We start from the raw sequence: 24,636 nt of genomic DNA on the forward strand, positions 1-24,636 counted from the left end.
GGTGACGGAGTGCCCGGGTCTTGAAGATTGGGGAACGCCCCTGGCCGGGCGCCTACGCGGACGGTCCCTCGGTGCGCAGCCACTCGACCGGCGTACAGCCGGCCATGGCGTGCCACTCCCGCGTGAAGTGCGCCTGGTCCGCGAACCCCGCCGGCGCCGCCACCTCCGCCAAGCCGACGCCGCCGGATCGGGCGGCGGCCACGAGCCCGCCGCGCGCCGCCTCGAAACGCACCAGCCGCTGGTACTCCTTCGGCGTCACGCCGAGCGCGGCGCGTACCGTGCCGCTGAGATGCCGCCGCACCCAGTGGGCTCAGCGTCACCCACACACCCCGCCCAGAGCCCTCATGCCGCAGCTCGGCCGCATCCAGATTCAGCCCGGCGACGGCGGCCCGGAACCGTCCCGGCCGGCCGGGACGCCCGAGCCAGGCGATCTCCACCGGTTCGGTCTCCGGGATCGTGATCGAGATCGTGGCCGACGGCAGCCCGCGATGCGCGCGACGGCCCAGCTCGTACGCGCTGAGCGCCCCCACGTACGGCACCGCCTGACGAGTCATCCCCCACAGTAGGGGCTCTCCCGCCGAGGCCGATGGGAGGATGAGGTCGTGTACGTCCGTGAGACCGGCGACCCGCACGCCCCGCCCGTCCTGTTACTGCACGGCGGCGGCGTAGCGGGCTGGATGTGGCGCCCGGCGCTCGACCGGCTCGGCTCGCGCTTCCGCGCGATCGTCCCCGACCTCCCCGGCCACGGGCGCAGCGCGGCGGTAGCGTACCGATCGCATGAGGAGACCACGCGGGCCGTGGCGAAGATCCTCGAAGAACGCGCACCGGACGGCGCGACCGTCGCGGGGTTCTCGCTCGGCGCGCAGCTCACGATCCTCCTCGCCGCGACCCGTCCTGACCTCGTCGCCAGGGCCGTCGTGGTGAGCGCGCAGGCCAAGCCGCTCCGCTTCCCCCGGGCGGCGCTCGGGCTGCTCGCGGCGACCGCGCCGCTGGCCGGGCGGGAGTGGTTCGCAAGGCTCCAGGCCAGGCACCTGCTCATCCCGGACGGGCTGCTGGCCGACTATGTACGCGACAGCGCGCGTACGAGCCGGGAGACGCTGCTCGCCGGCGTCGGAGAGAACATCCGCTTCACCCTCCCCTCAGGATGGGCCGGCTTCCCGAACCCGGCCACGATCATGGTGGGGGAGCGCGAACGCGCGCTGATGCACGCATCCGCGCAGGCCGTCCACGCCGCCCTGCCCGGCAGCCGGCTGATCGCCGTACCGGGCTGCGGGCACGGCATCCCCCTGCAGCGCCCTGACCTGTTCGCCGAGGTCCTGACCGGGCGTCACCCCTTCGGCCCGTAGGCCGTCACGAGGACGTACACCGCCGCGAGGATCGCGACCCAGACGAGCGCGCGCCTGGTCGGCGGGGACCGTCGCGCAGCAGGGAGACGCCCAGAGGGACGAACGCGACGCACAGGCCGCCCACCGCGATGAAGGACTGCGGGATCTGAGTGCCTTTGAGCGGGCCGAGCGCGAGCATCGACATCAGGCCGAGCGCGACCGAACGCCCCAGCCCCAGAACGCCGGAGCGGTAGGCGCCTGCGGCCAGCACGACCCACCCGAAGAACGCCGGCCCCGAGAGCGCCCTGAACGGATGCCAGCGCGTGCCGCCCCATGCCGTGTAGTAGGGGCGCGCGCCGCGCTGGCCGTCATCGAGGAGACCAGCCGGAGCACGCTCACCGAGATCCACTAGGTGATCGGCCTCCTCCGCTCCGACGGCGACCCGCAGCAGGCCCACCTGCCCGTCCCCGGCATGGCCGACCTGCCCAAGCTGGCCGACGACGCCCGCTCCGCCGGAGTCGACGTCCACCTCACCGTCAGCGGGGACACCGAGCCGCCTCCCGCAGTCGCGATGTCGGTCTACCGCATCGTGCAACAGGCGCTGACCAACGTCGTCACCCACGCGGCGCCCACCCGCTGCACGGTCACCGTCGGCATCGACCACCGCGAAGCCGCGATCGACGTCATCGACGACGGACCCGTCCACGGCCGCCCACCCCGCGCGGGCCCCGGCGGCCACGGCCTGATCGGCATGCGCGAGCTTGTGAAGCTGTACGGCGGCACGTTCAGCGCCCGCCCCACGCCCCGAGGCCTGGCGCGGGCGGCGCCCCTCTGACGCGTGATGCTGCGAAGTGCGGTCCTCGCCGGGGCAAGGGCAGACCCTGCCAGATCACGCGTCGATTCGCGTAGGGGGTGATCGCTGTGGTGGGGAAGCGGATACGGGGAGATGGCTCGCGGCGGTCGTGACCGTGCGATGGCAAGACCGCCGCGAGCCGGAGCCGTTGCGGAGTGCTTCCGGCTCCGTGCCTGCGGGCGTGGCGTTGCTGCCGTTCACCGGTGCTCTGTTTCACCTGCGCCGCGGCGCACCCGGGGCGCACGATCGCATCCGTGGCAGGGGACGCGGGGTTCACTGGTGCTCTGCCTCACCCGCGGCGCGGTGCAAGGGCTGCATGCCGGTCCCGCGTGCGCCGGCTGTCGGTCCGCGGGTCCCGCGTGCGCAAGGTGGCGGTCGCGGGTTCCGGAGGTCTCGGTTGGGGCGGTCCTCGCCTTGATCAGTTCGGCGCAGGAACGTACGTACGGCCGCTAGATCTGGACCTCGCCGCCGTCCACGACCAGGTTCGCGCCAAGGAAGAAGCCGGCCTGGTCGGAGGCGAGGAAGGCCACCACGTTGGCGACCTCCTCGGGGCGTCCGATGCGGCCGATCGGGATGCCCGCCGCGAAGTCCTCCTTCTTGAGGGGCGAGTCCGAGCCGGAGACCAGGCTGTCGGCTCCGGGGGTGTCGATGGTGCCGGGGGAGATCGCGTTCACCCGGATGTTACGGCCTGCCAGCTCGCCGGCCCAGGTGCGGGCGAAGGAGCGGATCGCCGCCTTCGACGCGGAGTACACGCCGAACGCGGGCACGCCGTCGCCGGCCCGCACCGAGGAGTTGAGTATCACGGAGGCGCCGTCGTTGAGCAGCGGCAGAGCTTTCTGCACGGTGAACAGCGTGCCCCGGACGTTGACCCCGAAGATCTCGTCGATGTGCTGCTCGGTGACCTGCTCCAAGGTCGCGAACGACGCGGTGGCGGCGTTGGCGAACAGCACGTCGATGCCACGTCCCCGGTCGCGTACGGCGGCGTAGAGCCGGTCGAGGTCGGCGAGGTTGGCGATGTCGCCCTGGACGGCGGTCACCGACGTCGGGCCGAGATCCGCCACGACCTCATCGAGTACGGCCTTCCTGCGGCCGGTGATGAACACGTGCGCGCCCTCGGCCGCCAGTCTCCTGGTGGTCGCCAGCCCGATCCCCGTCCCGCCCCCGGTGATGACCGCGGTCTTTCCCTCGAACAGCATCATTGCCTTCACCTCATCAGATATCTGTACCGATCGGTACGGAAGATGACGATAGCACTTCTGCACCGATCGGTACACAAAGGTAGGATCGAGGACGTGCAACGGCAGGAAAAGGGCCCCATCGGCCGCCCGCGCGGCTTCGACACCGAAAAGGCGCTGGAGCAGGCCATGCGGGTGTTCTGGCAGCAGGGCTACGACGGCGCAAGCCTCACCGATCTGACCAGGGCCATGGGCATCAGCCGCACCAGCATGTACGCCGCGTTCGGCAGCAAGGAAGACCTGTTCCACCTGGCGCTGCAGCGCTACACCGACGGCCCCGCCTCCTACGTCCAGCGGGCCGTGGGCGAGCCGACCGCGCGCGAAGTGGCGACCGCGTTCCTCCACGGCGCCGTCCAGGCCACCACCACTCCCGGCGCCCCGGCGGGCTGCCTCGGCGTCCAAGGGTCGCTGGCCGCCGGAGAGCCGGGCCGTGCCGCCCGCGACACGCTCGCCGCCTGGCGGGAGAGCGGCGTCGCGCTCCTCGCCGAACGCCTCAAGCGCGCCGCCGCCGAGGGCGACCTGCCCGAAGACAGCGACCCCGAGCTGCTCGCCCGCTACCTCATGACCGTGGCCAACGGCATCGCCGTCCAGGCCGCCGGCGGCGCCTGCCGTGACGAGCTGCACCGCATCGCCGACCTCGCCCTCCTCCAGTGGCCGGCCCCGTCCGGCCGATAGCGGCCCCGCCCTGCTGGGGTACGGTCGTCTGGTGATCCGCGGAAAGGGGCGGCGTGATGATCGAGCTGGACGTCCAGGTGAGCGGGGGCCGCACCCTGCACGTCTACGACACCGCCCCGGAGGACGGCGATCGGGTGCCGATCATGTGGCATCACGGCACGCCGAACCTCGGATCGCCGCCCGAGCCGCTCTTCGCCGCCGCCGACCGGCTGGGGCTGCGCTGGGTGTCGTTCGACCGGCCGGGGTACGGCGGCTCCAGCGCCGCCCCGGGACGCACGATCGCGTCCGTCGCAGGTGACGCGGCGGCCGTCGCGGACGCGCTGGGCATCGGCCGCTTCGCCGTGGCGGGGTACTCGGGTGGCGGTTCCTGCGCTCTGGGGTGCGCGGCCGTGCTGGGCGATCGTGTTCGCGCGGTGCTGAGCCTGGCCGCCATCGCCCCGTACGGTGGCGACGGGCTCGACTGGTTCGCCGGGATGATCCCGTCCGGCGTGGCCGCGCTGGGCACGGCGGCCGCGGGCCGTGAGGTGCGGGCGGCGCTGGAGACGTCCGGCTTCGCGTACGACTGCGAGTTCACCCAGGCCGACCTGGCGGTGTTCGAGGGGCCGTGGGGGTGGCTGGGCAAGGTCTCCGAGCCCGCGCCGGCCGCCGGGCCGTACGGGCAGATCGACGACGACGTCTCCTACACCCACGACTGGGGCTGCGATCCCGCCGACATCAGCGCCCCTGTCCTGCTCATGCACGGCACCGACGACCGCGTGATCCCCGCCGCGCACGGATCCTGGCTCGCGGCCCGCTGCCCGTCGGCCGAGCTGCGACTGCTCCCGGGCGACAGCCACTTCACGATCGTCACGCGCGCCGAAGAGGGCCTGGAGTGGCTGTGCGAGAGGCTCTGAACCTCCCCCGTGGCGGGCGCGAATCACCCGGGAAGTGCCCTGCCTGCGACCTTGAATGGCCTCCTCCGCGCGCCGGCACTGAACGAGATCACTCACCGACCAGGGGAAGGTCGGTTCATGACCGTTCAGGCGAAGAGGACGCGGGGGCCTGCGGCCGGCGCGGCGTTCGTCCTCCTACCGGCGCTGCTCGCGACGGCCGCGCAGGCGGCGGAGACGGGTACGAGAACGCCGTGACGGCCCTGCGGGAGCGGGACGGAAGCACCTGCGCGCTGTACTGGCCGACCAGCGGCCCCGTGCGGACCGAGACCTGGACACCCGTCTGGTACCTCGGCGTCTGCTGATCGAGCGCTCGGTGAGCGGCTCCCCGTACAGCGGCGGGAGCCGCTTCGCGCGCTCGGCCCACGAGGGGTTCCGCGCGTTCAGCAGGCGACAGGTTCCACGCGATCAGCCCACCACGAACGGCAGCCGCCCGGCCGCCTCGCCCAGCTCTTCCTTCTCGCTCGCGGTCGGGGCGCGGCGGCCGGTGCCGACGAGCAGCGCCGTCTCATCGGAGAACGACGCGGGGAACGCCGCCCCGGCGATCTTCTCCAGCATCTCGCGCGACCGCGCCAGCCCCTCGGCGGGCGGCCCCGGCACCCCCTCCAGGTGGGCGATCAGGTCGAGGTGGTGCAGGGTCCATTCGAGCACGTACGCCGACAGGTAATCGCCCGTCGTCATCACCTCGTCGCGCGTGATGACCCGCTGGGCGGGATCGGCCAGCTCGGCGGCGCGGCCGGCGGCGGAGCCGACGTCGTCGAGGTGGAACTTCAGCAGGTACGGATCCTCGTACGCGGCGGCGAGCCGCACCGTCAGCTTGTCCAGCGGGTCGTCACCGGTCGGGGGCGTGTCGGTGACGTCCCAGTAGGTGATCGCGTCACGGGTGGGCGGCCGGTCGGTGGGCGTGACGAGCGTGATTAGGACGTCCTGGGCGTCCACGATCAAGTGGCACACCAGGTCGCGTACGAGCCACCCCGAACAGCCCGACGGCTCGGCGAAGGCGTCGTCGTCGAGACCGGCGACCGCCGCGCGCAGAGCGGACCATGAACGCGAGAAGTCATCCACGCGGCCACACGGTAGCGGTGCACCACGAGCCCGGACAACCACATTTGCCGTGCCTCCGGCTCCGGCCGGCGCGCCCAGCGGAACCTCCGGCTCGGCTCCGGTGCGGCGGTGATCCGGCAGCGGCTTCGGCGCGTCACGGTCCAAGGGGCGGCTGAGGCTGCACCGGTCGGGGAGTCCTGCGTTAGGTGTCGACCGGTGCCGCTCCAAGCAAACCCCCGCGTCGGCCGAGCCGAGCGCACGCTCCGATGCGGAAGGCGCATCGCGCCGGTGCCGCTCCAGGACAACGTCCGCGCCGGCCGAGCCGAACGGTCGCCGCGTTGCAGGTTGCGCATTCGCGCCTCAGCGGGTGCCGCTCCAGGACGACACCCGCGCCGGCCGAGCGGAGGTCGTGCGTCGTGCCTCAGCCGGTGATGCTCCAGGGGATCTCGCTTTCGGCGTGCCCGTCCGGGTCGAGGGCGAGCCGGGCACAGCGGCGGCCCTGGTCGCGCAGGGGGTTGGCGACGGAGACGATGCCGAGCTCCTGGGCGGCCGGTGAGGCGTCCCAGCCGAGGTAGGCGGCACCGGGGTGCGTGTCACGGAGGGCTTCGCGGGCGCCGATGGCCAGCTCGTCGCTCATCGCGATGACGAGCGCGTCCGGGGGGAGGTGCGGAGCGAGCGCGCGGGCGGCCGCCGCACCGTCGGCACGGGTGTTGCGGGCGACGACGGCGACCGGCGTCTCGGCCCAGTCCAGTCCGGCCTCCTCGATGGCGGCCCGGTAGCCGCGCAGGCGGGCGTCGGTGACGGGGAACGGGACGTGCGCGGGCAGGCCGGAGCCCGTGGTCGTGACGGCCGCGCGGCCCCGATCGAGGGGGAACGAGATGACGACGGGCCTGCGCGAGCGCCCCTTGCCATGACCTGCGTCGCCGGTGAGGGCTTTTCCGGAGGTGTCGCCAGTGCGGCGCCGTCCGGAGTCACCCTCGGCGCGGGGCTGCGCAGCGCCGCCGCGCAGTGCGCGGGCGACGATGGCGCGGGCGGCATCCTCGTCGTTCTGGGTGACGCAGGCGATGCCCGTACGCGCCGGGCCGCCCTGGATGACGGCGGGACGCGGGTCGGCGGCGACGGCCGCGAGCACCGGGTCGTCCTCCGTGGTGGTCCAGAGCACGAACGCGTCCACGGCCGACGACAGCACCCGATCGACGTCGCCCGCATCGCCCCGGGTCGGGATGAACGTCAGCCCCTGCCCCTCCTCGACGCACACCTCGGCGACACCGGCCAGGAACTTGGCCGTCTGCGGGTCGTCGAAGGCGTACACCAGGTGCTCACCGAAGACCACGCCGAGCTGCCGGGTCTTGCCGGATTTCAGGGCGCGGCCCACGGCGTCGGGGTGGTAGCCCAGCTCTCCGGCCGCGCGGTGCACGCGTTCGCGGGTGGCGTCGGCGACGCGGGACGGGCGGGTGAACGTGTAGGAGGCGGTCATCAGCGAGACTCCCGCGCGGGCCGCCACGTCCTTGAGCGTCACGCGTCTGCGGTTGGTGGACACGCCGCCAATCCTAGTTGTGTAGCGTTACACACATGCCGGGAACCAGCCCTCGCTCGAGGCTCTTCAGTACGTCGCCGTTCCTCGCCTTCGCCGGATTCGGCGTGTTCTGGGGTGTGTGGGGCGCCTGCCTGCCCCTGTTGCGCGCCCAGGCGGGGGTGAGCGATGCGCGCTTCGGCGTCGCGCTGCTGCTGGTGGGCGCGGGAGCGCTGCCCGCCATGCTGCTGACCGGGCGGCTCGTCGACGCCGCCGGCCTGCGGGTGGCCGGGGTGCTGCTCGCGCTGCTGGGGGTCTCGGGCGTGGTGCTGTGCGCGATCTCCACCGGCTACGCCGGGCTGTGCGCGGGCATCCTCGCCGTGGGCGCCGCGTCGGGGGCCTCTGACGTGGCCATCAACACGCTCGCCGCCACCGTGGAGAAGCGCAGGGGACGGCCGGTGGTGGCGCGCTCGCACGCCGCCTTCTCCGGCGCGGTCGCGGCGAGCAGCCTGGCGGCGGGCGCGCTCGCGGCCGCGACCGGCAGCCTGCTCGCCGCCTTCACGGCCGCCGCCGTGCCGGTCGCCGCAGTCGCGGCGACCGTCGTGACCGCGACGCGCCCGGCCGCCGTACGGGCCGCCGACGAGGTCCCGTGCAAGGACTCTGGCGTGCGGCAGGACACGGACCCGGACGTGAGAAGCGACGCCGGGGCGGGGCGGTCGCCGGGGTGGAGTGCGCTGGCCGTGATCGGCGGGATCGGGGCGCTGGCGTTCGCGGCGGAGAACGCGTTCCAGAGCTGGGCGGCGGTGCTGCTGACCGACACGTTCGCGGCGTCACCGGCGGTGGCGGCGGTCGCGCCGGCGGCGTTCGCCGCCACCGCGGCGCTGGCCCGGCTGGCGGGCGGGCCGGTGATGCTGCACCGCCCGATCGCCGCGCTGGTCACCTCAGGCGTGATCGCGACGGCGGGCGGCGTGCTGACGGCGACGGCCCCCTCGCTGCCGCTCGCCCTGGTGGGCGTGGTCGCCGCGGCCCTGGGCACGGCGACGCTCTTCCCCACCCTCCTGTCGTACGGCCTGCGATCGGTCCCCGATGCGTTCAGGGGAAGGGCCACCTCGGCGGTCTCCACGGTCGCCTACCTGGGCTTCCTCGCCGGCCCCGCGTACTTCGGGATGCTCGCCGACGCGGGCGGCGTGCAGCGGGCGTTCCTGGGCGTGGCCGCGCTCACCGGGCTGCTCCTGGCGACGCTTCCGGTGCTGCCGAGGCTCGGGCGCTCGGTGAAGATCGAGGCGCCCGAACGCGTACCCTGCTGATCAGGGCTGGTCAGGGCCGATCAGGCCCCCACGTACGCCGCCAGGTGCTCGCCGGTCACCGTCGAGCGGGCCTTGACCAGCTCGGCGGGCGTGCCTTCGAACACCACCCGGCCGCCGTCGTGACCCGCGCCGGGCCCGAGGTCGATGATCCAGTCGGCGTGCGCCATGACCGCCTGGTGGTGCTCGATGACGATGACCGACTTGCCGGCGTCCACGAGCCGGTCGAGCAGGCCGAGCAGGTGCTCGACGTCCGCGAGGTGCAGGCCGGAGGTGGGCTCGTCCAGGACGTACACGCCGCCCTTGTCCGCCATGTGGGTGGCCAGCTTGAGCCGCTGCCGCTCGCCGCCGGACAGCGTGGTGAGCGGCTGGCCGAGCGTCAGGTAGCCGAGCCCGACGTCGGAGAGGCGGGTGAGGATGGCGTGGGCGGCCGGCGTGCGGGCCTCACCGGAGCCGAAGAACTCCAGGGCCTCGGCGACCGGCATGGCCAGCACCTCGCTGATGTCGCGCCCGCCGAGCCGGTGTTCGAGCACCGACGGGTGGAACCGCTTGCCCTCGCACTCCTCGCAGACGGTGGTGACACTGGCCATGAAGCCCAGCTCGGTCTCGATGACGCCGGCGCCGTTGCACTCGGGGCAGGCGCCTTCTGAGTTGGCGCTGAACAGCGCCGGCTTGACGCCGTTGGCCTTGGCGAACGCCTTGCGGATCGGGTCGAGCAGGCCCGTGTAGGTGGCCGGGTTGCTGCGCCGGGAGCCGCGGATGGGGCTCTGGTCGATGGACACCACGCCGGCGCGGGCGGGGATGGAGCCGTGGATGAGCGAGCTCTTGCCCGACCCGGCGACGCCGGTGACGACGGTCAGCACGCCGAGCGGGATGTCGACGTCGACGTTCTTGAGGTTGTTGGTGGTGGCGCCGCGGATCTCCAGATGGCCGGTGGGCGTGCGCACGGTGTCCTTGAGCGTGGCCCGGTCGTCCAGGTGGCGCCCGGTGACGGTGCCGGAGGCGCGCAGCCCTTCGACGCTGCCCTCGTAGCAGATCTCGCCGCCGGCGGTGCCCGCACCGGGCCCGAGGTCCACGACGTGGTCGGCGATGGCGATGGTCTCCGGCTTGTGCTCGACGACGAGCACCGTGTTGCCCTTGTCGCGCAGGCGCAGCAGCAGCTCGTTCATGCGCTGGATGTCGTGCGGGTGCAGGCCCGCGGTGGGCTCGTCGAAGACGTACGTGACGTCGGTGAGCGAGGAGCCGAGCTGGCGGACCATCTTGACGCGCTGCGCCTCGCCGCCCGACAGGGAGCCGGCGGGGCGGTCGAGCGACAGGTAGCCGAGGCCGATCTGGACGAACGAGTCGAGCGTGTGCGCGAGCTTGGCCAGCAGCGGCGCGACGGCCGGCTCGTCGAGGCCGCGCACCCACTCGGCCAGGTCGCTGATCTGCATGGCGCAGGCGTCGGCGATGTTGATGCCGCGGATGCGCGAGGAGCGGGCCGGCTCGGTGAGCCGGGTGCCGTCGCAGTCGGGGCAGGTGACGAACGTGACCGCACGCTCCACGAAGGCCCTGATGTGCGGCTGCATCGCCTCGGGGTCCTTCGACAGGAACGACTTGCGGATCTTCGGGATCAGGCCCTCGTACGTGAGGTTGACGCCGTCGACCTTGACCTTGCGCGGCTCGGCGTACAGGAAGTCGTCGAGCTCCTTCTCGGTGTACTCACGGATCGGCTTGTCGGGGTCGATGACGCCGGATGCGGCGATGACGCGTACCGTCCAGAAGCTGTCGGCCTTGTAGCCGGGGATGGTGATCGCGCCCTCGGAGATCGACTTGGAGTCGTCGTAGAGCTGGGTGAGGTCGAGGTCGGAGACCGTGCCGCGGCCCTCGCAGCGCGGGCACATGCCGCCGGTGCGGGTGAAGGTGGCCTTGACGGGCTTCTTCTTCTCGCCGCGCTCGACGGTGATCGCCCCGGCGGCGCGCACGGTGGGCACGTTGAAGGAGAACGCGTTGGGCGAGCCGATGTGCGGCTGCCCGATGCGGCTGAACAGGATGCGCAGCATCGCGTTGGCGTCGGTGGCGGTGCCGACCGTGGAACGCGGGTCGGCGCCGAGGCGCTGCTGGTCGACGATGATCGCGGTGGTGAGGCCGTCGAGCACGTCCACCTCGGGCCTGGCCAGCGTGGGCATGAAACTCTGGACGAACGTGCTGTAGGTCTCGTTGATCATCCGCTGCGACTCGGCGGCGATCGTGCCGAACACCAGCGAGCTCTTGCCCGATCCCGACACGCCGGTGAACACCGTCAGCCGGCGTTTGGGGATCTCGACGGTGACGTCCTTGAGGTTGTTGACACGGGCACCGTGTACCCGGATCCAGTCGTGGGCGTCGGCGGCGTGGGGCGCGGGCGATCGCGGGTCCATGCTCGTGGCCATGCTGGTGGTGTCTCCATCTGTGGTGCGGTCGCTGCCACCGTCGGGCAGGTATGAGAAGTATGTCGGCTCTCATCCGGTTTTGTGCCGGGTGAGCCGCGCTTGCCCACCCACGCTAGGGCCGCGCCACCCCCCGGCGCTTCTCCAATACTGACCGCTTCTCGCCTCGTTCCCGCCTCACCTGTCGCCCCGCATCACTTGTCGCGGGCGGCCAGCCCCGCGCAGGTCAGCCAGATGTGCTCGCACGCCGACGACGCCCGCTGCAGCGCCTCGGGCGACTCCTGCGAGGCGTGGTAGAAGCTCCGCTCGATCATCCAGCACAGGGCGCGGGCCATCGCCGACGCCTGGTGGGGCTCGGTGCCCGCCGGGACGCCCGCTCGCTCGAGCACGGCGGTGATGGCGCCGGTGAACAGGTCGGCCGTGTGGCTCCACAGCGCGCCGATCTCCGGCACGGTCAGCGACAGGTCGATGGCCGTCCGCATGACCAGGCCGTGCTCGTTCCACAGCTCGATCGTGCGCCGCATGGCCGCCGCGATGGCCGCGCGCGGGTCGTCGTTCTCCGCCGTGGCCCGCGAGCGCTCCCACAGATGCTCGACCGTCCTGGCCACGAGCGCCGTGACCACCTCCTGCTTGGAGCCGAAGTAGAAGTACAGCGCACCGCGCGTGATGCCGGCGCCCTGGGCGATGTCGCCGACGGTCATCGCCTCGTAGCCCTTCTCGGCCAGCAGGGCCTCACAGGTGTCGAGGATCGCCCGTTCCCTGAGGTCGCCCTTGCGCTCGGCGGCGGTGCGCCGCCGCCGAGCGGGAGGGGTGGCGCGCATCAGAGCTGCGCGCCTTCGGGGAAGTCGGTCGTCCGGGACAGCGCCTCCCACGTGCGGATGTCGTCGTCCACGGCGGTACGCGCGGCGGCGACCAGGCGCAGCGCGTCGGAACCCAGGACGAGGTGGGCCGGCGGGTTCTCGATGGAGGCGATGTGCACGACCGCCTCACCGGCCTTGGCCGGGTTGCCGAGCTGGTTGCCGCTCGCCTTGCGCCGCGCGGCCCTGATCGGCAGGAACAGCTCGTCGTAGTCGGCGATGGAGTGCTCGGCGCGGGTCATGGACCGTCCGGCCCAGTCCGTACGGAACGACCCCGGCTCGATCGCCGTCACGTGGATGCCGAACTGCGCGACCTCCTTGCCCAGCGCTTCGAGGATGCCTTCGAGGGCGAACTTGCTGCCGCAGTACGCGGACATGCCGGGCACGGCCATGAGCCCGCCCATGGAGGTGACGGCCATCAGGTGGCCGCTCCTGCGCCGCCGCATGAAGGGCAGGGCCGCCCGCAGCGTGGACACCGCCCCGAAGACGTTGACCTCGAACTGCCGTCGCACCTCGGCCAGCGAGGTCTCCTCGAAGATGCCTTCCAGGCCGTAACCGGCGTTGGCGATCACGACGTCGAGCGGCCCGACGTTCCGCTCCACGTCGGCGACCACCCGGTGGACCGAGCCCTCGTCGGTGACGTCGAGGACGCGGCCGTGCGCGCGCCCCGGCTCGAGTGCCTCGAAAGCCCGCAGGTCCTCCTCGGAACGGACCGTTCCGGTGACGGTGTGGCCGGCCGCCAGCGCGGCCTGAGCGAAGGCCCGCCCCAGCCCCGAGCTGACGCCGGTGATGAGCCATTTCTGCTGTCGCATGTCCCCTCCAGGGGCTAGGTCGGGCGGGAGCCGGACGGCTCCACATCACAGAATCTACACTATGTCGATTTTTGTCGGCAAAGTGTCAATTCTGAGTGGGTGCGTCGCACGCGAACCAGACCCCGGCCGCCGCGCACACCGCCGCGGCCAGCGCCATCGCGGTCGCCGGCCCGCTCGTCCCGCCGAGCCCGACGACGCCGCCCATCGCGGCGACCCCGAGCGTGGCGCCGGCCTGCCGTACGGCGTTGAGCAGCCCTCCTGCCGCACCGGCCGCCTGCGCGGGTGCGGCGCCGATGACGGCCGACACCAGCGAGGGCAGCACGAACGACACACCGAGACCGCAGCTCAGCAGCCCGGCGGCCAGCCAGGCGTACCCGGCTCCCGCCTGGATCAGCACGGCGAGCGCGGCCCCGCCCGCCGCCAGCAGCGCCAGGCCGAGCAGGATCGGCGTCCTCGGGCCGACCCGCGCCACGAGCCGGCCGACGAGGGGCGGGTTCAGCACGAACGGCAGCGTGAGCGGCAGGAACGCAAGGCCCGTGGCGGCCGCGCCGAGCCCGCGGTCCTGCTGCAACAGCAGCGGCAGCACGAACAGGCCGCCGTTCAGGGCGAAGTTCACCGCAGCGCCCGCCGCCAGACCGGACAGCACGCCCCGGCTGCGCAGCAACGCGGGGGAGACGACCGGAGCGGCGCTACGCCGTTCCAGCGCCGCGAACACCACGCCCGCCGCCACCGTCGCCACGCCCGACACGGCCGCGTGCACCCAGGCCAGCCCACCGGCCGCCACCAGCGCGTCGGTCAGCAGCGCCGGCACCGCGCAGGCCGTCGCCTGCGCCCGCCAGTCGATCAGGCGCTCAGCGCGCGGGCAGTCCACCGCCCGCCCGGCGGTCAGGCCGAGCACCAGCGCCGCGATCGGCACGTTGATGAGGAAGACGGCCCGCCAGCCCGCCAGATCCACCAGTACGCCGCCGGCCAGCGGCCCCGCCGCCACCGCGGCGCCGCTGATGGCCGCCCAGGTCGCCACCGCGCGACCGCGCGCCGCCGGGTCCGGGTACAGCCGGGCGATCATCGCCATCGACGCCGGTACGCAGGCCGCGCCCGCCGCGCCGAGCACCACCCGCAGCGCGACCAGCACCCCCGCGGCGGGAGCCAGGGCGCACAGCAGCGAACCGAGCCCGAAGACGGCCACCCCGGCCCTGAAGACCCGGTGCGCCCCGTAGCGGTCGGCGACCGCCCCCGCCGACAGCAACAGCGCGCCGAACACCACCGTGTACCCCGTGGTCACCCATTGCAGCTCGGCGATGGAGGCGCGCAGCGAGGACCTCAGATCCGGCTCGGCCACCGACAGCACGGTCATGTCCAGCAACACCATGAAATAGGCCAGCGAAATGCCCAGCAGCGCCCGGGCGCGGCGACGCGTGGGCGGAGATTGCGCGACAGTCATGCGCAGCACCTTCGCGGCGCGCGTACCGGCCGCTCCACCGGCAGGTCCGCACGCCGCGTTCGGAATTTCCGAACGCCGCTCCCGGTTGGGCCGTCACATGGAGCTGCGCCAGCTGGAGATCTTCGAAGCCGTGGTACGCCACCGCACGGTCACCGACGCCGCCATCGCGCTCGGCCTGGCGCCCTCCAGCGTCTCGGCCCAGATCCGCGCCCTGGAGCGATCGCTCGGAGTGGAGCTGTTCGCGCGCACCACCAGGGGCATGCGGCTCACCCCGCGGGGCGAACGCCTCCTCACCTGGTCGCGCCGCCTGCTCGACCAGGCGGACCAGGCCAGGCGCGAGGTCAGCGGACAGGCCGCGCGGCTGCGGCTCGGCGCGCTCGAGACGCTCGCCGCCACCTACGTCCCGCGCGTGCTCGCCACCCTCGCGGAACGCCGCCCAGGACTCCAGGTGGACGTGCTGCCCGGCACGCGGCGCGACGACCTGCTCGCCGACGTCGCCGCAGGACGCCTGGAAGCGGCGCTGCTCCTCGACACCGGCGACGCGCTCGGAGACCTCGGCTTCGCCGCGCCCCCGCTGAGCTTCCTCGACATCGACACCGTGCCCCTCGCCTTGGTCGCCGCGCCCGGACATCCGCTGGGCGGGCGTCCCCTGCCGCCTCTGAGCGAGCTGTCCGGCGAGCGGCTGCTGGTGAACGTGCCCTCCTGCTCCTTCCGCCTGGCCGCCGAACGGCTCTTCGGGCCCGCCGTGGAGCGCGTGCAGGCCGGTGGGGTGCAGGTGATGCGGGCCTGGGCGGAGCAGGGACTCGGCATCTCGCTGCTGCCGGAGTTCGCCGTGTCCGCCGCGCTGCGGGCCGGCACCCTCATCAGGCTGGACGCCGGCGTGCCCGATCTGAGCCTGCGGCTGGTGTGGCGCGGCGACCGCGAATCGCTCCCCGGCCTGCGCGACCTCCTCTACGCCACCGTCCCCGCGAATTCCTGACCCCGGGGTGTCGGTCCGGGCCCGCCCGTCTCGTCATTCCCATGCCGGGCCGCACACGGCGGCCCGGCGGGGACAGGGAGTGACACAGGGAGTGACACAGGGAGTGACATCGCATGGGCACGCGGCGCGGCCCGGCGAGGCGCCCGGCCGGTTCCAGCTGGAGGCGGCGATCCAGGCCGTCCACTGCGACTGCGACCGCGCCAGGACCGGCGTGACGGACTGGCCCGCGCTGCGGACCCTCTACACCGCGCTGATCGCCGTCGCGCCCAGTCTCGGCGGCCGGATCGCGCACGCGGCCGTCACGGCCCGCACCGGCCCTGCCGATCAGGCCCTCGAACTGCTGGAGGCTCTTCCGCCGGAGCGTGAGCGGTTCCAGCCGTATCACGCGACGCGGGGCGACCTGCCGGCCAGGCTCGGACGGCACGAGGACGCGGCGGCGGCGTACGCGAAGGCCGCCGCGCTCGCCACCGACCCCGCGGTGCGGGTGTTCCTCGAGCGTCGCGCCGGCTCCGCAAAGTGTCGGACGTGACCGGTAGCGTCGGACGCGCCGCCGGACGGGCGGCACCCGGCACTCGGGCGATAAGGCACCTGGAGGTGCGGCGATGGACACATCCGCCTACTTGACGGCCGTCATCGAGCAGACCGGCACGCTCGCGGACTGGGTGGACGGGAAAGCCGCCTCGACCCCGGTGCCGACCTGCCCGGAGTGGACGCTGTCCGACCTCGTCGAACACGTCGGCGGCGTGCAGCGCATGGTGGCGACGCTCGTCGGCGAGCGGCTGGTCGATCCGGCCAAGGCGTTCGCGCCCGCCCCCGGGCCCGCCGGCCCCGGCGAGTGGCGCCAGTGGCTGATCGACGGCGCGGCCGAGGCGCGGCAGGCCTACTCCGGGGTGACCGACGACACGCCGGTGTGGGATCCGTCGGGCGCGGCCGCGGGTGTGCCGTTCTGGGCCCGGCGGCTGTTCGGCGAGATGTGCGTCCACCGCGCCGACGCCGCCGCGGCGCTCGGGCTGCCGTACGAGCTGCCGCCGGCCCTCGCCGTCGCCGCCCTGGGCGATTGGCTGGACACGATGACCTCGCGCGGCTACTGGGAGAACGTGCCGCGCTTCGCCGAGGCGATGGCCGGCGACGGCCAGACCCTCCACTTCCACGCCACCGATACGCCTGGCGAGTGGCTGGCCCGCCGCGAGAAGGACGGGATCGCTGTGGAGCGCGTCCACGGCGAGGCCGACGTCACGGTCAGCGGCCCGGTGACCGATCTCCTCCTCGTCATCAGCCGCCGCCGTCCCCTGGCCGGGGCTCCGGCGCTGGAGGTGCGGGGTGACCGCGCACTGTTCGAGCACTGGATCGACCACATGGACTGGGTCGCCGGCTGACCCGCCTCGGCCGCGGTCGCGGGCAGCCCGAAGAAGCGCCGCCGCCCACGCGCCCCGCCGGCATGCCCTCCGCCAGGTCTTCAGCGGTGGATCCCGCCGACCGCCTCACCCTGCGCTCCCAGGGCTGGCGCGTGACGTGCGCAGGAGGTGTGGCGGGGCGGTGGGTGGGGGAGAGGCCATGGAATGCAGGGAACGTTCGCGGTCGGTGCGTTCAGCGGTCAGGGATGGGCACAGCTCGGGGATCTCGGGCTGGCTTTACTGCTGTCCGCCGCGATCGGGCTGGAGCGCGAGATCCGGCAGAAGAGCGCAGGGCTGCGCACGCACACCCTGGTCGGCTTCGCCTCCGCGCTGATCGTCCTGGTCTCCAAGTACGGCTTCGCGGACGTGCTCGGCGATGACGTGACCCTCGACCCGTCGCGGGTGGCCGCGCAGATCGTCTCGGGGATCGGGTTCATCGGCGGCGGTCTCATCTTCGTCCGCCGGGACGCGGTGCGCGGGCTGACGACCGCCGCCGTGGTGTGGCTGACCTGCGCGGTCGGCATGGCGGCCGGGGCCGGGCTGTGGTTGCCGGCGATCGCCGTGACCGCCGGGCACTTCCTGGTGGTGTTCGCCTTCCCGCCGCTGACCGGGCGGCTGCCTCGCTCGAAGTACGCGCAGACGCCCCTGCGGCTGACCTACCTGGACGGCCGGGGCGCGCTGCGTCGGGTGCTGCAGACGTGCACGGACAAGGGGTTCGCGGTCGCGGAGCTGACCGTGGATCGGGAGCGCGGCGGCGAGGACCGGCGCGGCGTGTCGATCTGGATGGTGGTGCAGGGGCCGGGGCGGATCAGCGACCTGGCGGGCGCGTTGATGGACATCGACGGCGTGCTCACGGTCTCCGGCACCGATCTCGACGCCTCCGGCTCCTGATCGTCGGCGTGGCCGGCTGCCCCGGCCGCGCTCCGGCGGGCCGCTCGGCCGCGCCGGAGCGCGGCGCCGGCAGGGCCGCACGTCCAGGTCTGTATCGCGGGCCGGGGGCACCGGCCTGCGGCGCCCGCCCGCACGCGACCTTCAGACGCTCGGCCAGGCCGAGTTGACAAGCGATCAGCCCTCCACCACCCTTTCACTATTCAAATAGTGAAAGGGTGGTTTGGCGTGATCGAGTTCACCTTGGACCGCGGCTCGGGCGTCTCGACGTACCTGCAGCTCGTCCACCAGGTGAAGCAGGCGCTCCGGCTGGGCACGCTCCGGCCCGGCGACCAGCTGCCCACCGCCCGCGAGGTCGTCGAGCGGCTGGCCATCAACCCCAACACCGTGCTCAAGGCGTACCGGGAGCTGGAGCGCGAGGGGCTGGTCGAGGGGCGGCCCGGGATGGGGACGTTCGTCCGCGACGGCGTCGCGGGACCGACGCTCGCCGATCACACGCGGCTGCGGCGTGCGCTGGAGGGGTGGGTGCGCGAGGCCCGCGCGGCGGGGCTCGATCAGGAGGACCTGCGGGCGCTGTTCGCCGCGGTGCTGGCCGACTCTGCAAAAGAGGGCGCTGCAAAAGAGGGCGCCGCAAGAGAGGGCGCCGCAAAAGAGGGCGCTGCGAAGGAGGGTGTGGCATGAGACCGGCGCTGGAGGTGACCGGGCTGGGCGTGCGCTACCGCCGTACGTGGGCGTTGCGCGACTGCTCGCTGTCCGTCCCGGCGGGGCGCGTGGCGGCGCTGGTGGGCCCCAACGGCGCGGGCAAGACCACGCTGATGCACGCGGCCGTCGGCCTGCTGCGGCCGGAGACGGGCGGCGTGCGCGTGGCCGGCGAGGTGGCGTTCGTGGCCCAGGACAAGCCGCTGTACGACGGGTTCACCGTCGCCGAGATGCTCGCCTTCGGCCGCCGCATGAACCGCCGCTGGGATGACGCCGCCGCGCGGGACCGCCTGGCCGGATTGGGCATCCCGCTGGACCGCAAGGTGAGCAGGCTGTCGGGCGGCCAGCAGGCGCAGGTGGCCGTGACGCTGGCTCTGGCGTCCCGTCCCGACCTGCTCGTCCTGGACGAGCCGCTGGCCAACCTCGACCCGCTCGCCCGTCACGACGTGATGCGCTCGATCATGGCGGAGGTGGCCGGGCGCGAGCTGACCGTGCTGCTGTCCTCGCACGTCGTTTCCGACCTGGAGGAGACCTGCGACTGGCTGATCCTGCTGAACGGGGGCCGGCTGCAGGTCAGCGGCGACATCGATGAGCTGCTGGACGGGCATCACGTGCTCACCGGGCCGGAGCAGGGCTCGCTCGCGGGGGCGGACGCGGTGAGCGTGAGCCGTACCGGCAGGCAGGTGACGATGCTGGTCAGGGGCGGGCCGCCGCTCGACCCGCGCTGGCAGGCGCGCCGTCCCGGGCTGGACGAGCTCGTCATGGGCTACCTGCGCAGCCCCGAGTCGGCGGCGCTGCCCGGCCTGGCGGAGGTGCGCGCGTGATCTGGGTGACCTGGCGCCAGCACCGGGCGCAGATCCTCGTGACGGCGGGCCTGCTGACGCTGCTGGGCGTGCTGCTGCTCGTCTCGGCGCTGGAGGCGAACGCGTACGTCGCCGGGCACGCACCACCCGGCTGCCCCGGCCCCGAGGTGGCCTGCGGCGACGTGGCCGCGGCGCTCGGGCAGCGCTACGACGCGATCTACTCGGTGTTCGGCTGGCTGCCGCTGGTGGCTCCCGCGCTGATCGGCGCGTTCTGGGGCGCACCGCTGCTCGGCCGCGAGTACGAGCGCGGCACCCACCGGCTGGCCTGGACCCAGTCGGTGCCCGTGGGCAGGTGGCTGGCGGTGAAGCTGTCGATCCTGGGCGGCGCGGTCGTGGCGGGCGGCCTGCTGCTCTCGCTCATGGTGAGCCTGTGGCGGCCGGTGTTCAGGACCGACTCGGCGTTCGGCAACATCGGCGTGTTCAACATGGTCGGTGTGGCGCCGGCGGCCTGGTGGCTGTACGCGTGCGCGCTGGGCGTGGCGGCGGGGGCGTTCTTCCGCCGGACGCTGCCCGCGATGGCGGTGGTCGTGGCCGGGGTGGCGGTGACGATGTTCGTGCTGTTCCGGCTCAGCGACCACTACGCCGAGCCGGTGCGCGCCGAGCTGACCGGCTCGGTGGTGCTGCCCGACCAGGACGCCAGGCTGGTGCGCGCGGCCTGGGTGGAGCCGTCGGGCAGGGAGGTGGAGGACCCGGCGGGCAGCGGCTGCCCGCGCCGCGTGGACGCCGGGCAGAGCAGCAGGAACGCCGAGGCCTGGCAGGCCTGCCTGTTCAGCAAGGGCTACCGGTACGCGGTGTACTACCATCCGCCGTCCCGGTTCTGGCGCTTCCAGTGGACGGAGGCGGCGATCCTGACGCTCGCGTCGGCGGCCGCCGGAGGTCTGGCCGTGCGCCGCACCCTCCGCCGCCCCGGCTGAGGGCGATGCTGATCAGCGCGGTGGCGGCGAAGACCGCGGCCTCGTACGCCATCGCGTACCCGTACGACCCTCCGGGCACGGCAGAGTACGCAAGACCGCCCAGAGCCACCCCGATGGTCCCGCCGAGCTGCTGTGCGGTCGGCAGCAGTCCCGACACCGACCCGGCCGCGTCCCGCTCGACCCGGGCCAGCACCAGCGCGAACACCGACGCCGTGAACACGCCGAACGCCGCGCCGCCGGCCGCGAGCAGCGCCGCCGCCCACGGCCCGTCCAGCACGGGCGGAAGTGCCGCCGCGGTGACGGCGAGCGCGAGCGCGGCGGCGGTGAGCGCGCGCGGCCCGTGACGGGCCGACAGCGCGGGCGCGGCGCGGCTGCCCGCGATGGCCGCCGCCGCGAACGGCGCCGAGACGAGCGCGGCGGCGAGCGCCGACCGGCCGAGCGCGGTCTGCAGGTGCAGCAGCAGCAGGTACGTGAACGACGGCACGCCCGCGTTGAACACGAACACCAGCGTCACCCCCCACGGTGCGGTGCGGTCGCGCAGCACGGACGGGCGGATGAGCGCGTCGGGGCGCCGCAGCGTCAGCGCGAAGCCGGCGAGCAGCACCGCGGACGCGGCCGGACCGGCCCACGTCCACCAGGGCTCGCCCACCTCGCCGCCCAGGGTCAGCGGCAGCAGCAGCGCCCCGAACCCGGCGGTGACCAGCACCGCGCCGGTGACGTCGACCCGCTGCGGGCCCGTCCCGCGTGCGGCGGGCAGCAGGGCGGCGCCCGCGAGCGAGAGCAGCGCCATCGGCACGGTGATCAGGAAGACCAGCCGCCAGCCGAACCCTACGAGCAGCCCGCCGACCAGCGGCCCGGCCAGCGACGCGACGCCCATGGTGGCCCCGTACAGGCCCATGGCGCGGGGACGGTCCCGCTCGGGCACGGCGACCTGGATGATCGACAGGACCTGCGGCGCGACCAGGCCGCTGCCCGCGCCCTGCACCAGCCGCGCCGCGACCAGCCACACGGGGCCGGGCGCGGCGGCGCAGGCCAGCGATGCGGCGAGGAAGATCGCGGTGCCGATGGCGAACAGCCGGCGGTAGCCGTACCGGTCGCCGAGCCTGGCGGCCGTGATGAGCAGGCAGGCGTACGTCAGCGTGTACCCGGCGAGGACGAGCCGCACCGCGCCGGGCCCCGTGCCGAGCCCGGCCTGGATGGACGGAGCGGCGACCTGCGCGACGGTGACGTTCAGGAGCTGCACGAAGGTCGCGCTGAGCACCACCGGCAGCACCGCGCGCCCGGCCGGTGCGCGGGTGCCGGTCACGGGATCAGCGCCGCCGCCAGCTCGCCGGGCCGGGCGGCGAACGGGCTGTGCCCGCCCGGCAGGCTGCGCACGGTGAACGGCCGCTCGGGGAAGGCCGCGTCGGCCTCGGCGATCATCAGGTCCTGCACGGCGGGCGTCAGCGCCCGGTCGCCGGCGCAGCGCACGTAGGTCCGGGGGATGCGCCCCCAGCGTTGCGCCGTCAGCGCGACCGGCGTGGCGGGGACGGCCACCGGCAGGTCGGGGGTGAGCGAGAGGCGCCAGCGGTCGAAGGCGTCCTGCGGGAGGTCGTGGTAGTAGGCCCGCCACATCTCCTCGGCGTAGGCGGGGTCGGAGGAGAGCGGGTTGATGCGTACGGCGCCGATCGCGTCGGCGTCGCCGACGAAGAGGCCCCCGCCGAGGGCGGAGGCGTTCTCGGGCGCGGCGAGGTAGTCGAAGAACCGGGGACGGCCCGCGGGGACGAACGCGCTCAGATACACCAGCCGGTCCACCAGCTCGGGCGCCCGCTCGGCGGCCAGGGACGCGGGGCCGCCGCCCGCGCTGTGCGCGACGAGCACGACCCGGCGGTGGTGCGGGCGGACCTGGCGCAGCACGTCGGTGACGGCCTGGGCGCACTCGTCCATGGTGACGGTGGCCAGCGCGGACTTCTCCGACGCCAGGCCGGGCTGCCCGGGGCGCAGGTAACCGGCGGGCAGGGGCGCCTCCAGCCCGTGGCCGGGCAGATCGACGGCCACGGAGGCGGCGCCGAGCCCGGCGAGCGCCCGCTGGGTGGCCGCCCAGTGCCCGGAGTGATGCCAGGCGCCGTGCACGAGGACGAAGACGGTGCTGTTCATGGGGTTCATCCCACGGCACCGAACGTGCGGGGATCCACTTCGAGATATGATAGGCCGCTCGGCGATACACCACAGGTATAAAGGACGGCATGGAGGCACGTCACCTGCGCTACGCGCTCGCCCTGGCCGAGCACGAGCACTTCGGCCGGGCCGCCGCCGCGCTCGGCATCGCGCAGCCGCCGCTGTCGAAGCAGATCGCCGACCTGGAGCGCGAGGTCGGGGCACGGCTGTTCGAGCGCACCCGCCAGGGCGTGTTCCCCACGGCGGCCGGAGAGGCGTTCCTGGCCAGAGCGCGGCGGGCGCTCGACGAGATGGCGGCGGCGGTGTCCGACGCGGGCCGGGCCGCACGCGGCGAGACCGGCAGGCTGCGGCTGGGGTTCATCGCCTCGGCGCTGCTCGACCCGCTGCCCGGCGTCCTGCACCGGTTCGGGCGCGAGCGCCCCGACGTACGGCTCGAGCTGCACGAGATGGCCAGCAGCCGCAGCTCCGCCGCGCTGATCGCGGGCGAGCTGGACGTCGCGATCACCCTCGGCCCGCCACGGGGCGCGGGGGCCGAGCACCTGGTGTCGGTCCCCATCGGGCACGACCACGTGGTGGCGGTGGTGAGCACCGCGCACCCGCTGGCCGGCCGCCCGGAGGTGAGCGTGGCGCAGCTACGGCGGCAGCGGCTCATCGTCGCGGCGGGCGAGGACGAGCCCGCCGTACGGGCAGGACTGCACGCCCTGCTGGGCAGGGACGCGCCGGCGCTGGCGGGCGCGACGGTCGCGCGAGACGTGCACACGATCGTCGGCCTGGCCGCCTCCGGGGTCGGGGTCGGGCTGGGCCCGTCCAGGATGCTCGCCGCGCCCCGGCCGGGCACGTGGTTCTGCGAGGTCGTCCCGCGCACGCCGCTGCCGGACCTGGTGCTGTCGTTCGCCGCCCGCGATACGTCGCCGGTGCTGACCGCGTTCCTGGATACGATCCGCCGCAACTGTCCCACTGTGGGGGCCGCGCTCGACCACCGGCTGCGCGCCGCCGCGCCGCCGTCAGAAGCTCCGTCAGAATGAGCCGCCGCTCAGTGGCGCTAAGCTGCGCGCATGGCACGGATTCTCCTCTTGCACTCGATGTACGGGCTGCGGCCCGCCGTCCACCAGGCCGCCGACAGGTTCAAGGCGGCCGGACACGAGGTGCACGTGCCCGATCTGTACGACGGCCGGGTGGTCGACACGGCGGAGGAGGGCATCGCGATCAAGGAGGAGATCGGCCGCGACGAGCTGCTCAAGCGCGCCGTGTCCGCCGCGGCCCCGCTGTCGGAGGAGGGCCTGGTCTACGCGGGCTTCTCGCTGGGCGCGGCGCTGGCGCAGAACCTCGCGCTGGGCGATGAACGGGCGCGCGGCCTGCTGCTCATGCACGGCACCTCCGACATGGCCGAGGGCGTGTCGGCCGACGACCTGCCGGTGCAGCTCCACGTCGCCGACCCCGACACCAACGAGCCCGCCGACTGGCTCAACCACTGGTACATCCAAATGCGCCGGGCCAGGGCCGACGTCGAGGTGTTCCGCTACGCGGGCGCCGGCCACCTGTTCACCGACCCCGACCTGCCCGACTACGACGCCGAGGCGGCCGAGCGCGCCTGGGCGATCGCGCTGGACTTCGTGGCCGGCCTCTGAGCCGCGCGTCACATCGAGCGTTCGAGAGGGGGACGTACGGATGCCGACCGGCACCGCCATCCGCGACGTGCGCGCGCAGCTGTTCTCGGCGGCCGAGCGCGTGCTGCTGCGGGCCGGGCCCGAGGGCCTGACCAGCAGGGCGGTCACCGCCGAGGCGGGGGTCGCCAAGGGCGTGCTGCACCGGCACTTCGCCGATTTCGACGCCTTCCTCGCCGAGCTGATCCGCGACCGCATCGCCCGCCTCGACACCCAGGCCAGCTCGCTCACCGCCGTGGCGGGCACCGGCACCGTCGCGGGCAACGTCACGCGCGCGCTGTTCGACCTGTTCGACCCGGTCGCCGTGGCGATCGTCGGCCTGGTCATCTTCCGCGACGAGCTGCGCGCCCGGCTGCGCTCCACCACCCCGTCCGGCATCCCGCTGCTCGCCGAGGGCATCGAGATGGTGCGCTCCTACCTCACCGACGAGGTGGAGCTCGGCCGCCTCGCGGCCGACACCGACGCCGCGACGCTCGCCCTGACGCTGGTCGGCGCCGGCCACATGCTGTTCGCCGACCGCGCGGCCGGGCCGCCGGACACCGAGACGGTCGAGTCCATGGTCAGCCTGGTGCTCGCGGACGTCCTCCAGCGCCGCCTCCTCTGACCCTGCGAAGCCGCCTGCTCCGGCTCCGTCCGCGGATCGGCGCGCGCGAAGCTCTCGCCGAAAAGGCGGCTCACCCGC

Annotated in this window: 25 protein-coding genes; 14 read left to right on the forward strand and 11 right to left on the reverse strand. The window is 73.7% G+C overall.

All coding sequences use genetic code 11. The annotated features are described in order from the left end of the window. Positions 1–52: 52 nt before the first annotated feature. On the reverse strand, positions 53–301 hold the full coding sequence (locus ACGFIM_RS02710; RefSeq protein ID WP_393193488.1) for a helix-turn-helix domain-containing protein: 249 nt from the start codon (positions 299–301) through the stop codon (positions 53–55). A gap of 301 nt (positions 302–602) precedes the next feature. Between ACGFIM_RS02710 and ACGFIM_RS02715 the strand changes: the two genes are divergently transcribed. Next, entirely contained in the window at positions 603–1,346 is a 744-nt protein-coding gene (locus ACGFIM_RS02715; protein WP_393193491.1) for an alpha/beta fold hydrolase, read from the forward strand. Positions 1,347–1,350: 4 nt separating this feature from the next. On the opposite strand, the gene ACGFIM_RS02720 is transcribed toward ACGFIM_RS02715, so the two are convergent. Beyond that, positions 1,351–1,734: a hypothetical protein gene (locus ACGFIM_RS02720; protein WP_393193493.1), complete on the reverse strand. Its 384-nt coding sequence runs from the start codon at positions 1,732–1,734 to the stop codon at positions 1,351–1,353. Positions 1,735–1,737: 3 nt separating this feature from the next. Here ACGFIM_RS02720 and ACGFIM_RS02725 point away from each other — a divergent pair, with 3 nt between their 5' ends. After that, complete coding sequence (locus ACGFIM_RS02725) at positions 1,738–2,160, forward strand: sensor histidine kinase (protein ID WP_393193496.1); 423 nt, start codon at positions 1,738–1,740, stop codon at positions 2,158–2,160. Between the two features lie 467 nt (positions 2,161–2,627). On the opposite strand, the gene ACGFIM_RS02730 is transcribed toward ACGFIM_RS02725, so the two are convergent. Next, positions 2,628–3,377: an SDR family oxidoreductase gene (locus tag ACGFIM_RS02730; protein ID WP_393193499.1), complete on the reverse strand. Its 750-nt coding sequence runs from the start codon at positions 3,375–3,377 to the stop codon at positions 2,628–2,630. A gap of 93 nt (positions 3,378–3,470) precedes the next feature. Between ACGFIM_RS02730 and ACGFIM_RS02735 the strand changes: the two genes are divergently transcribed. Together ACGFIM_RS02735 and ACGFIM_RS02740 are read left to right on the forward strand one after the other, a co-directional pair. Continuing rightward, a complete protein-coding gene (locus ACGFIM_RS02735) occupies positions 3,471–4,088 on the forward strand; it encodes a TetR/AcrR family transcriptional regulator (RefSeq protein WP_393193502.1) in 618 nt (205 codons plus the stop codon). 56 nt (positions 4,089–4,144) lie between these two features. Further along, on the forward strand, positions 4,145–4,981 hold the full coding sequence (locus tag ACGFIM_RS02740; RefSeq protein WP_393193505.1) for an alpha/beta fold hydrolase: 837 nt from the start codon (positions 4,145–4,147) through the stop codon (positions 4,979–4,981). 444 nt (positions 4,982–5,425) lie between these two features. Here ACGFIM_RS02740 and ACGFIM_RS02745 read toward each other — a convergent pair whose 3' ends face one another. After that, positions 5,426–6,082, reverse strand: coding sequence for a maleylpyruvate isomerase N-terminal domain-containing protein (locus ACGFIM_RS02745; protein WP_393193508.1), 657 nt, complete (start codon positions 6,080–6,082; stop codon positions 5,426–5,428). 400 nt (positions 6,083–6,482) lie between these two features. Then, positions 6,483–7,601, reverse strand: a complete 1,119-nt coding sequence (locus ACGFIM_RS02750) for a LacI family DNA-binding transcriptional regulator (RefSeq protein WP_393193511.1) — start codon at positions 7,599–7,601, stop codon at positions 6,483–6,485. A 32-nt stretch (positions 7,602–7,633) separates the two neighbouring features. Here ACGFIM_RS02750 and ACGFIM_RS02755 point away from each other — a divergent pair, with 32 nt between their 5' ends. After that, on the forward strand, positions 7,634–8,881 hold the full coding sequence (locus ACGFIM_RS02755; protein WP_393193514.1) for an MFS transporter: 1,248 nt from the start codon (positions 7,634–7,636) through the stop codon (positions 8,879–8,881). Positions 8,882–8,901: 20 nt separating this feature from the next. Here the strand turns inward: ACGFIM_RS02755 and ACGFIM_RS02760 are convergent, their stop codons facing one another. The 4 genes from ACGFIM_RS02760 to ACGFIM_RS02775 all read right to left on the reverse strand — a co-directional run bounded on the left by ACGFIM_RS02760 (position 8,902) and on the right by ACGFIM_RS02775 (position 14,396). Further along, positions 8,902–11,289: an ATP-binding cassette domain-containing protein gene (locus ACGFIM_RS02760; protein ID WP_393193517.1), complete on the reverse strand. Its 2,388-nt coding sequence runs from the start codon at positions 11,287–11,289 to the stop codon at positions 8,902–8,904. 191 nt (positions 11,290–11,480) lie between these two features. After that, on the reverse strand, positions 11,481–12,107 hold the full coding sequence (locus tag ACGFIM_RS02765; RefSeq protein ID WP_393193520.1) for a TetR/AcrR family transcriptional regulator: 627 nt from the start codon (positions 12,105–12,107) through the stop codon (positions 11,481–11,483). Then, positions 12,107–12,955, reverse strand: a complete 849-nt coding sequence (locus ACGFIM_RS02770) for an oxidoreductase (protein ID WP_393193523.1) — start codon at positions 12,953–12,955, stop codon at positions 12,107–12,109. The genes ACGFIM_RS02765 and ACGFIM_RS02770 overlap by 1 nt, the downstream gene beginning before the upstream one ends. 85 nt (positions 12,956–13,040) lie before the next feature. Beyond that, positions 13,041–14,396: an MFS transporter gene (locus ACGFIM_RS02775; RefSeq protein ID WP_393193526.1), complete on the reverse strand. Its 1,356-nt coding sequence runs from the start codon at positions 14,394–14,396 to the stop codon at positions 13,041–13,043. 97 nt (positions 14,397–14,493) lie between these two features. On the opposite strand from ACGFIM_RS02775, the gene ACGFIM_RS02780 reads away from it, so the two are divergent. From ACGFIM_RS02780 to ACGFIM_RS02805, 6 genes are all read left to right on the forward strand, one after another. Next, complete coding sequence (locus ACGFIM_RS02780; RefSeq protein ID WP_393193529.1) at positions 14,494–15,375, forward strand: LysR family transcriptional regulator; 882 nt, start codon at positions 14,494–14,496, stop codon at positions 15,373–15,375. A 103-nt stretch (positions 15,376–15,478) separates the two neighbouring features. Then, complete coding sequence (locus tag ACGFIM_RS02785) at positions 15,479–15,904, forward strand: hypothetical protein (RefSeq protein WP_393193532.1); 426 nt, start codon at positions 15,479–15,481, stop codon at positions 15,902–15,904. Positions 15,905–15,977: 73 nt separating this feature from the next. Next, positions 15,978–16,751, forward strand: coding sequence for a maleylpyruvate isomerase family mycothiol-dependent enzyme (locus ACGFIM_RS02790; RefSeq protein WP_393193535.1), 774 nt, complete (start codon positions 15,978–15,980; stop codon positions 16,749–16,751). Positions 16,752–16,934: 183 nt separating this feature from the next. Further along, a complete protein-coding gene (locus tag ACGFIM_RS02795) occupies positions 16,935–17,660 on the forward strand; it encodes an MgtC/SapB family protein (RefSeq protein WP_393193538.1) in 726 nt (241 codons plus the stop codon). Between the two features lie 225 nt (positions 17,661–17,885). Continuing rightward, positions 17,886–18,338, forward strand: coding sequence for a GntR family transcriptional regulator (locus tag ACGFIM_RS02800; RefSeq protein ID WP_393193541.1), 453 nt, complete (start codon positions 17,886–17,888; stop codon positions 18,336–18,338). Then, the gene (locus tag ACGFIM_RS02805; RefSeq protein ID WP_393193544.1) at positions 18,335–19,180 is read left to right on the forward strand and encodes an ABC transporter ATP-binding protein; all 846 of its coding nucleotides are present in this window, start codon (positions 18,335–18,337) and stop codon (positions 19,178–19,180) included. Before ACGFIM_RS02800 ends, ACGFIM_RS02805 begins: the two co-directional genes overlap by 4 nt. An 807-nt stretch (positions 19,181–19,987) precedes the next feature. Here ACGFIM_RS02805 and ACGFIM_RS02810 read toward each other — a convergent pair. Continuing rightward, positions 19,988–21,439 carry an MFS transporter gene (locus ACGFIM_RS02810; RefSeq protein ID WP_393193547.1) on the reverse strand — a complete coding sequence of 484 codons (1,452 nt, stop codon included), beginning with the start codon at positions 21,437–21,439 and terminating at the stop codon, positions 19,988–19,990. Beyond that, positions 21,436–22,269, reverse strand: coding sequence for an alpha/beta hydrolase (locus tag ACGFIM_RS02815; RefSeq protein ID WP_393193550.1), 834 nt, complete (start codon positions 22,267–22,269; stop codon positions 21,436–21,438). The genes ACGFIM_RS02810 and ACGFIM_RS02815 overlap by 4 nt, the downstream gene beginning before the upstream one ends. A gap of 89 nt (positions 22,270–22,358) precedes the next feature. On the opposite strand from ACGFIM_RS02815, the gene ACGFIM_RS02820 reads away from it, so the two are divergent. The 3 genes from ACGFIM_RS02820 to ACGFIM_RS02830 are packed head-to-tail and all read left to right on the forward strand — an operon-like array spanning position 22,359 to position 24,558. Continuing rightward, positions 22,359–23,315, forward strand: a complete 957-nt coding sequence (locus ACGFIM_RS02820; protein ID WP_393193553.1) for a LysR family transcriptional regulator — start codon at positions 22,359–22,361, stop codon at positions 23,313–23,315. Between the two features lie 30 nt (positions 23,316–23,345). Beyond that, positions 23,346–23,918, forward strand: coding sequence for a dienelactone hydrolase family protein (locus ACGFIM_RS02825; RefSeq protein ID WP_393193556.1), 573 nt, complete (start codon positions 23,346–23,348; stop codon positions 23,916–23,918). Between the two features lie 40 nt (positions 23,919–23,958). After that, positions 23,959–24,558 carry a TetR/AcrR family transcriptional regulator gene (locus tag ACGFIM_RS02830; protein ID WP_393193559.1) on the forward strand — a complete coding sequence of 200 codons (600 nt, stop codon included), beginning with the start codon at positions 23,959–23,961 and terminating at the stop codon, positions 24,556–24,558. The last annotated feature ends 78 nt before the right edge of the window (positions 24,559–24,636 follow it).

Origin of the sequence: Nonomuraea sp. NPDC049309 (genome assembly GCF_043196965.1) — a bacterium.
GTDB lineage: Bacteria > Actinomycetota > Actinomycetes > Streptosporangiales > Streptosporangiaceae > Nonomuraea > Nonomuraea fastidiosa.

What these genes read in the sequence shown, in the direction of transcription:
- ACGFIM_RS02730 (WP_393193499.1), bottom strand. Translation starts at nt 3,377, where the DNA reads ATGATGCTGTTCGAGGGAAAGACCGCGGTCATCACCGGGGGCGGGACG.
- ACGFIM_RS02740 (WP_393193505.1), top strand. Translation starts at nt 4,145, where the DNA reads ATGATCGAGCTGGACGTCCAGGTGAGCGGGGGCCGCACCCTGCACGTC.
- ACGFIM_RS02755 (WP_393193514.1), top strand. Translation starts at nt 7,634, where the DNA reads ATGCCGGGAACCAGCCCTCGCTCGAGGCTCTTCAGTACGTCGCCGTTC.
- ACGFIM_RS02760 (WP_393193517.1), bottom strand. Translation starts at nt 11,289, where the DNA reads ATGGCCACGAGCATGGACCCGCGATCGCCCGCGCCCCACGCCGCCGAC.
- ACGFIM_RS02765 (WP_393193520.1), bottom strand. Translation starts at nt 12,107, where the DNA reads ATGCGCGCCACCCCTCCCGCTCGGCGGCGGCGCACCGCCGCCGAGCGC.
- ACGFIM_RS02770 (WP_393193523.1), bottom strand. Translation starts at nt 12,955, where the DNA reads ATGCGACAGCAGAAATGGCTCATCACCGGCGTCAGCTCGGGGCTGGGG.
- ACGFIM_RS02775 (WP_393193526.1), bottom strand. Translation starts at nt 14,396, where the DNA reads ATGACTGTCGCGCAATCTCCGCCCACGCGTCGCCGCGCCCGGGCGCTG.
- ACGFIM_RS02780 (WP_393193529.1), top strand. Translation starts at nt 14,494, where the DNA reads ATGGAGCTGCGCCAGCTGGAGATCTTCGAAGCCGTGGTACGCCACCGC.
- ACGFIM_RS02790 (WP_393193535.1), top strand. Translation starts at nt 15,978, where the DNA reads ATGGACACATCCGCCTACTTGACGGCCGTCATCGAGCAGACCGGCACG.
- ACGFIM_RS02795 (WP_393193538.1), top strand. Translation starts at nt 16,935, where the DNA reads ATGCAGGGAACGTTCGCGGTCGGTGCGTTCAGCGGTCAGGGATGGGCA.
- ACGFIM_RS02805 (WP_393193544.1), top strand. Translation starts at nt 18,335, where the DNA reads ATGAGACCGGCGCTGGAGGTGACCGGGCTGGGCGTGCGCTACCGCCGT.
- ACGFIM_RS02815 (WP_393193550.1), bottom strand. Translation starts at nt 22,269, where the DNA reads ATGAACAGCACCGTCTTCGTCCTCGTGCACGGCGCCTGGCATCACTCC.
- ACGFIM_RS02820 (WP_393193553.1), top strand. Translation starts at nt 22,359, where the DNA reads ATGGAGGCACGTCACCTGCGCTACGCGCTCGCCCTGGCCGAGCACGAG.
- ACGFIM_RS02825 (WP_393193556.1), top strand. Translation starts at nt 23,346, where the DNA reads ATGGCACGGATTCTCCTCTTGCACTCGATGTACGGGCTGCGGCCCGCC.
- ACGFIM_RS02830 (WP_393193559.1), top strand. Translation starts at nt 23,959, where the DNA reads ATGCCGACCGGCACCGCCATCCGCGACGTGCGCGCGCAGCTGTTCTCG.